This window comes from Microbulbifer aggregans (genome assembly GCF_020524005.1).
GTDB lineage: Bacteria > Pseudomonadota > Gammaproteobacteria > Pseudomonadales > Cellvibrionaceae > Microbulbifer > Microbulbifer aggregans_A.
The window spans coordinates 169,051-176,379 of the sequence record NZ_JAIVKK010000011.1 but is presented as its reverse complement, the minus strand read 5'-3'; the positions used below and the strand labels follow the sequence as shown (position 1 = coordinate 176,379).

The window sequence follows — 7,329 nt, the reverse complement described above, 5'->3', positions numbered from 1 at the left end:
AGTGACTTCTCAACAGTAGACCGAATGTAGAGCTGCAGTCTCATTCCTAAACGTCAAACACAGCCCTAGCTTGACAGTCGGGGGAGTCCATGTAGCCCGCAACAGGGGCGACCAATGCTATGCACGTTTTGTGCGAAACTGGGAGCGCAGCGACCCGCACAAAGCGTGCATAGCGTTGGGCGTCCCGCGGAGGCCCGAAGGGCCGGAGCATCCTGCTTGCGTTTGTTATGCATTGATGCCCACCAAACTACCAATCAGGCCTACCACGACAGCAATGAGTACAAATTGTGCTAGCACCCAAAATGCAGAAAAATACACTTTTGATATTCCACGTTGAAGCACAGTCGATGAGTACGCCACTTGACTGAGTTTGTCATAAGCGAGAAGCAGTGGGACTAGAAGTAAAAAATACCAAACAGCTCCCCTGGACATCTGACCGACGATAAGTGCAACAAAGATGTAATACGGTATCCCCAAAAACCACAATAATTTCATTTTACTTTCACCGACCTACGACACCGATGCATAACGCCGCAATCAGACGCGGCTTACTTTGTGTGCTTTTTGCGCGAAAATGGGAGCGTAGCGACCTGCGCAAAACGTGCACAAGGTAAGCTGTCCCGCGGAGGGCCGAAGGCCCGGAGCAAACTGCCTGGCCTTGTTAACTGTAGACCTCATGAGGGCAGAATTTTATATTCTGTCGGGACGCCATTTCTGACTACAGACAATGTATTACCCTTAAACTCGATGTTAGTCCACTGTATATTGAAATCCTCTTTATCAATCACTAGCGAATCACTTCCCGTAATTTCATACTTCAGTACCGGAGCGCAAACGGGACCATTTTTCATGCCAATTGTTGCGCAAATTATTTCACCAGAGAAAGTAAAATTCTCAACGCGTTTTTCATCTAATACCGAAAATTTACATCTTTGCAGATCTTTCTTTAGCATGACTGCCTCACCGACAGTTAACGCTCGGTTTAGGGGCGGCTGGAGCGTAGCGTAAGCCGTCCCAGCCGCGCTTTTCGCGGCGACTACAACCGCTTGTTAGGTGTTTTCCTGTGGAATTGGATTTTCCCATAGGAAGCAGTCTGGATTAAATGTTTCTTTATATGAGTTTAGGGGCTCTGGATTAATACCCCAGCGTCGGCAAATAATTAGTAATTGCATGACAGCAGCCTCCGAAAGGGCATGAGAGAAGCTAACCGTGAGATCTGCACCAAGACCTCTCACCTGCACATAACCTGGAAGGTTATAAATGCAAGAAAAGAAGATACTTTCATCTTCTTGATCATAGAAAGTCGGCCCATGAATCGTGATATCCATTCGTACACCTAACGCCGCGCTCAGCCGCAGCTTACTTTGGGCGCTTTGTTGCGCGAAAATAGGAGCGTAGCGACTGCGCAACAAAGTGCTCAAAGTAAGATGTCGGCTGCAGCGCCTGGTTATGGCTGACGCGCTCCGAACTACCTACATGCACAGAATGCGCCGAAGCTCCTTAAAAACGAGGAAAGAACTTCCAGCTTCCCCTAACCAATTATTCTCTTATTGGCTCTCCGTATTACCGAAGCGGAGTTGCCGCGATTCCTACGGACTTAATCGAAAGCACTAGGAACGAAACTGCTTGATTTTATCATGGCAAATAGCCAAATACTGCGGGCCAAAACAGTGCTTTCAATTACACGCTGGCACACGCCAAAAATTTTACCGCCCGGCACCATAACGCCGCGCTCAGGGGCGGCTTACTTTGTGCGCTTGATTGCGCAAAAATGGGAGCGAAGCGACCGCGCAATAAAGTGCACAAAGTAAGCCGTCGCCCTGCAGCGCCTTGTTATGGTATGCCGCACTCCGCGCTCGCTTTCCGGCACTTTGCCAGCCACGACTTGGCTGGCCACCGCCCACTTGAAAGAGGAAAGAATAACGTACTTTCCCCGACCTATAATTATCTTACCGGCACGCGACAATACTGCAGCGGACTACCCTATTCTACCGAACCAGAGCGAACACTCTAGGAACGAAACTGCTTGAATGTGTCCTGGCAAAACGCGAAATGCTGTATGCCAAAATAATGCGCAAACCTTGCAGCACCACAAAAACCTATTTTTACCGACCGGCACCATAACGCCGTGCTCAGCGGCGGCTTATTTTATGCGCGTTTTGCGCGAAAATGGGAGCGCAGCGACCGCGCAAAAGGCGCATAAAGTAAGACGTCAGCTGCAGCACCTTGTTAGCATTGGGGCGCTCCGAGGTAATTGAGCAGCTCCCCAAGTTGGTTCTTTGGTATTGCTTCGAGTGAAATTGACGATTTTCCATGCTCCGAAGAAACCTCTAGAGTTTTAACATATTTTGGAACATGCGATCTTATTACCACTTCCTGTACTTCATGCAGCTTAATTTTCAAATAATTTTTTGAAGCGACGTTTTCTGGAAGCCAGATCTCGCCATTACCATACTGAATTGAAAGTGGCCTATGTTGAAGTACTTTTAGCCCTAAAAAAATGAATGCCAATCCCAAAATACCAGCAGCTAGGCAGAAGATGGCCAGGGTTTCCAGATTTATAGATGAAGCCCAAAGCAGATAAGCGCCCACTAAAGCCGTTACTCCCAGCACTAGATGAGCGATTCCATTTCCACGACTTCGTAGTTCGATGATCTTCATAAATGCTAACGCCGTGCTCAGCGGCGGCTTACTTTATGCGCATTTTGCGCGAAAATAGGAGCGGAGCGACCGCGTAAAAGGCGCATAAAGTAAGACGTCAGCTGCAGCACCTTGTTACATGCCTCCTACCACTGAATTTCTATTGGGGTACCAACCTTTACCAGATCCATAAACTCATCCATCTCAGTGTTTGTTAATGCTATACAGCCATTAGTCCAATTAAAACGCTGAGTGATCGGTGAAAGCCAGCCCAGCCAATTTTTTTGGCCGTGAACCATTATGAAACCGCCAGGCGAAACGCCTAGATCTTCCGCGGCATCTTTATCTTGCTGATTTGGGTAAGAAACATGCATAGCCCTATAAAAAGCGGAATCTTCCTTTTTGTAATCTAGGGTATAGCGACCTTCAGGCGTTCGTTCATCACCCTCTTGCCGCTTGTGACCTTTTGGGTTCTTACCGAACGCAACATGATACTCTCGAACCACGCTTTCTCCGTCCAGCAGATAAAGCCGGTTTTCAGATTTATCCACCTTGACCATATCTACTTCTGCAAAGGCATTAGTAGCCATAATTATCAAAATTAGTACGATATTCTTTATTTGCATGTAACGCTCGGTTTAGGGGCGGCCGAAGCGCAGCGTAGGCCGTCCCAGCCGCGTCTTTCGCGGCGATTACAACCGCTTGTTAGGTGGTTGACGAAGGAGTACAAATAGGCCCGCCGCACATACCAACCACCAAAATACTAAGAAGAATGCCAGAAAAAAAGACGCACTGCTGTAAGGGCTACCTGGAGCAATTGCTAGTTTTGGCGATAACACCGGAAAGCCACTTTGTAGCAACCATAACGGCGGACCAATAAAGATGTCTCTGACATTGTGCCAACTCCCCCCAGCCCCATCCGTGAGAAAACCTATTGCTGCGAATAGCAATGCTAGGGCCAGCCCTAGTAAGAATGAAAAGCTTACTCGCCTCATGAGCTATTGCCACCTAACGCCGCGAGCAGCGGCAGCTTGCTTTGGGCGCTTTATGCGCGAAAAAGAGAGCGAAGCGACCTGCGCATAAAGTGCGCAAAGTAAGCTGTCCGGTGGAGGCCCGCAGGGCCGGAACGAAATGCCTCGCCTTGTTATAACTTGCGCTATGCATCGCGGATTGGTGCCGTGAGGTAGGATAATATTATGAACAAAGTCAACCCTAAAATAAACGAGAGTAATATAGCCTTAAGGCTAAAACCTCCCATAAATTTTCCCAGGAGATAACCGCCAGTCGATCCAATGGCTATAGACGGCCACATGCTGGCTCCGCCTCTTTTGGATATAACCGATGTACAGCTTGAGCAGACTAATGCTTTTGATGCAGAAAAAGTGAGCCGTTGCTTTATCAGATTGAAGAAAGGCAATGTATTTGTGCAATAAGGACAAGTTTTTATGGCTCACTCCCTCGAGTTATAACGCCCCGCACACGGGCAGACAAATAAGCGTAGCGTTTTGGCTGTCCCAGCGACCAACGGGAGCGATTGCTGCGGCTTGTTATGTGTCATGTTGCTAAGTGGCATTTAGAAATGCCCCACCATTAACGCCTGCCATAATAAAGCAAACAAAAAACAATAAAATGCTAACAAGTGAGCTTAGTGACTTTAGCCATTGCTTTTTGAACAGCCACACAGCCGCAGCCAAAAATAGAGCCAAGCTGCTTAGTAGCCCAAATATTACTACAGGCAACTCCCGGTTAAGCATGGTCCCGACTTCAATTGAGCCAGATTGAAACTGACTTAGATTGAAGAAAACCAAAGACACCAAGACAAAGCCCGATACTGCTGGAGCCGGAATTACAATATGAGATCTATCCATGTGATGACACATAACGCCGCGCTCAGCCGCAGCTTGCTTTGTGCGCATTTTGCGCGAAAATGGGAGCGTAGCGACCGCGCAAAAGGTGCGCAAAGTAAGCTGTCGGCCTGCAGCGCATTGTTAAGGTCTCTTTGCTTTTTTCTAGCTGAAATACACGAACAACCATCATGCGATGGGCCCAATTTTTCCATTTCAAAAAATTGCTAATTAATATTCTAGGATATTATCCACTCACGGCAGTGCCCAGCCTTGTCAGCGCATGCCTCGACGACCGCCACCGCAGAAAAAAGTAGAAGTATTGAAAACAAAGCAGTAAAAAAAACTATCACCCGAAAACTAACCTTACCAGATCGGTATACGCTGAAAGTTCCAAATAAACCTAGAGCAAATAAGGCAAGAGAAGCATATGTCATGAGGCCTTTAATAATAAGTTCTAAAAAACCACCCGGGCCATCACCACGAATTATGGTTCCATTCCTAAGAACTAGCGCAAAGAGCAAAAAATTGACAACGTTGTAAACGGAACATGCAATCGCTATACATACCCTATTCTTAATACTGGAGTCACTCATAGTTATCTACGATCTAGTACTGACCTTAACGCCCACAGCACGGGCGGCCTGAGCGAAGCGTAGGCCGTCCCGCGGAGGCCCGAAGGGCCGTAGCAACGTGCCTGTGATTGTTAGCTGTTTTTACGTAGTTGCTCATTATATATTTCCTGCACCTCAGCATGACCAACTACTCTTGGACCCTCTAGAATCTCTATATTGGCACCTACCTCTAGGCAATTTGGATATGCCTCCGGTGTGATGAATTTGACAAACGCTAGAGTAGGTCTTTTGGGTTCGGCAAACCCTTCATCAATAAACCAGTGAAGTGTAGTTGTGAGGTAGTCGTCTTTTACCTTGTAATGAGGACGATATCCATTCTTGACGCTGATATCTTTGCTAGAAAAACATACCCGCACAAGGGCATCTGGCTCCCAGTCTGGATTTTCATTTCTATCAAATTTATTAGATTTCACGTCCATCTCTTACAGCAGCTAACAGTTATATCGTGGGCGAAGCGCACTATTTTGTCCGCCCACTATCTTTCGTGTTTTTCTGCTTCAAGAATGGGCCCCAAAGCCCCACGACGTCAAGGTTTCCGGCCGTTCGCCAACCATACTTGCTGGAACATAATGTGTCACTTTGCCCACTATCACACCCTGAACACTACCTTTTAATCCATTGATTAAATTAGTATTTTTTCAGGTTTAGCCCTTTTAATGGCAGATAGTGGGCACTGTGACCGTTTTTCTGCAGTTTGATCCGCTCCATTGGAGCATTCGGCACCTCTAGTAGTAGTGGACCTTTGCGCCAGTGGGCCTCGCACTATGCAGCGCTACTGCGAATATCGACCGCCGGTAACGGAAGCAAGTAACCAAACGCTTTACCTGAGGCATAAAAAAAGCGAGCCTCACAAGAGGCTCGCTTTTTCGCTGATTAGCCTAGACGCTAACGCAGGCTTGTTCTGTTCACGAACAGTGATTACTGAAACTTGGCTTCTACCAGCGGGCTGGTATCTGCTTCGTAATCAACACCCGCTACACCAAAGCCGAACAGCTTGAGGAAGTCGTCGCTGTAGCCTTTGTAGTCGGTCAGCTCGAACAGGTTGGCTTCGGTTACTTCCGGCCAGAGTTTTTCAATCTTGGCCTGGGTTTCCGGGCGCAGTTCCTTGTCGTCCATGCGGAAGCGGTTGACGCCGTCCAGGCGCGGGGTGTCGGTGTACAGACCTTCGGTGTAGAGGCGGTACAGCTGTTCGATACAGCCTTCGTGGGTGCCCTCTTCCTTCATCACTTTGTAGACAAGGGAGATATACAGGGGCATGACCGGGATCGCAGAGCTGGACTGGGTAACCAGTGCTTTCAGCACGGCCACGTTGGCGTCGGCGTTGCCGCTGTCGCTGATCGCCTTGGCGGCGCGGTCCAGGTCTTCCTTGGCTTTGCCGATGGTGGCATGTCCGTAGATCGGCCAGGTGAGTTTTTCACCGATATAGGTGTAGGCAACGGTTTTGCAGTTGTCGGCCAGTACACCCGCTTCGCCCAGGGCCTGCATCCACAGTTCCCAGTCTTCGCCACCCATGACCTTCACGGTTGCGGCGATCTCTTCTTCATTGGCCGGATCAACACTGATATCGGAGATTTCCAGCTTGTCGGTATTCAGGTTTTTCGCGGTGTAGGACTCGCCGATGGGCTTGAGTACAGAAGAGTACAGTTCACCGGTTTTCGGATCGGTACGGCGCGGAGAAGCGAGGCTGTAAATCACCAGGTCGATTTTGCCGAGGTCCTGCTTGATGGCTTCCACAGCCTTGGCTTTCACTTCATCGGAGAAGGCGTCGCCATTGATGCTCTTGGCATAGAGGCCGGCTTTCGCGGCTTCTTCTTCAAACGCAGCGGCGTTGTAGTAACCGGCGGATGCGGTGCGCTTCTCTGTCGGCGGCTTTTCGAAAAATACGCCCAGGGTATTGGCGCCACAGCCAAAAGCAGCGGTGATGCGGGAGGCGAGTCCATAACCGGTAGAGGCACCCACTACGAGAACGTTTTTGGGGCCACCCTCAATCGCAGGCTGGGATTTGATGTAGTCGATCTGTTCGCGCACGTTGGCCGCACAGCCCTGTGGGTGGGCGTTGGTACAGATAAATCCGCGTACTTTCGGCTGGATGATCATGCCGGACACTCTCCGTTAAATGATTCTTCTTACCGGACCGGCCGACTGGCCAGCCACTAAAGCGCCACATTCTACTGGCAGTTTCCGGCAAGTCCCAGAGTTGCAGTTCACGG

General features: G+C 49.0%; 8 protein-coding genes. All 8 read right to left on the bottom strand.

The annotated features are described in order from the left end of the window. Positions 1-225 precede the first annotated feature (225 nt). Positions 226-495 (bottom strand): hypothetical protein, encoded by a 270-nt coding sequence (locus LC093_RS17910; RefSeq protein ID WP_226668056.1) that lies wholly within the window; start codon positions 493-495, stop codon positions 226-228. A 179-nt stretch (positions 496-674) separates the two neighbouring features. Further along, positions 675-953, bottom strand: coding sequence for a hypothetical protein (locus tag LC093_RS17905; RefSeq protein ID WP_226668054.1), 279 nt, complete (start codon positions 951-953; stop codon positions 675-677). Between the two features lie 96 nt (positions 954-1,049). Further along, positions 1,050-1,328: a hypothetical protein gene (locus LC093_RS17900; RefSeq protein ID WP_226668052.1), complete on the bottom strand. Its 279-nt coding sequence runs from the start codon at positions 1,326-1,328 to the stop codon at positions 1,050-1,052. A 901-nt stretch (positions 1,329-2,229) separates the two neighbouring features. Then, a complete protein-coding gene (locus tag LC093_RS17895; protein WP_226668050.1) occupies positions 2,230-2,661 on the bottom strand; it encodes a hypothetical protein in 432 nt (143 codons plus the stop codon). Between the two features lie 125 nt (positions 2,662-2,786). Then, on the bottom strand, positions 2,787-3,266 hold the full coding sequence (locus LC093_RS17890) for a L,D-transpeptidase family protein (protein ID WP_226668048.1): 480 nt from the start codon (positions 3,264-3,266) through the stop codon (positions 2,787-2,789). 936 nt (positions 3,267-4,202) lie between these two features. Beyond that, entirely contained in the window at positions 4,203-4,508 is a 306-nt protein-coding gene (locus LC093_RS17885) for a hypothetical protein (RefSeq protein ID WP_226668046.1), read from the bottom strand. 682 nt (positions 4,509-5,190) lie between these two features. Then, positions 5,191-5,532 carry a hypothetical protein gene (locus LC093_RS17880; protein ID WP_226668044.1) on the bottom strand — a complete coding sequence of 114 codons (342 nt, stop codon included), beginning with the start codon at positions 5,530-5,532 and terminating at the stop codon, positions 5,191-5,193. 505 nt (positions 5,533-6,037) lie between these two features. After that, positions 6,038-7,216 carry an enoyl-ACP reductase FabV gene (gene fabV, locus LC093_RS17875; RefSeq protein WP_226668042.1) on the bottom strand — a complete coding sequence of 393 codons (1,179 nt, stop codon included), beginning with the start codon at positions 7,214-7,216 and terminating at the stop codon, positions 6,038-6,040. Between the last annotated feature and the right edge of the window lie 113 nt (positions 7,217-7,329).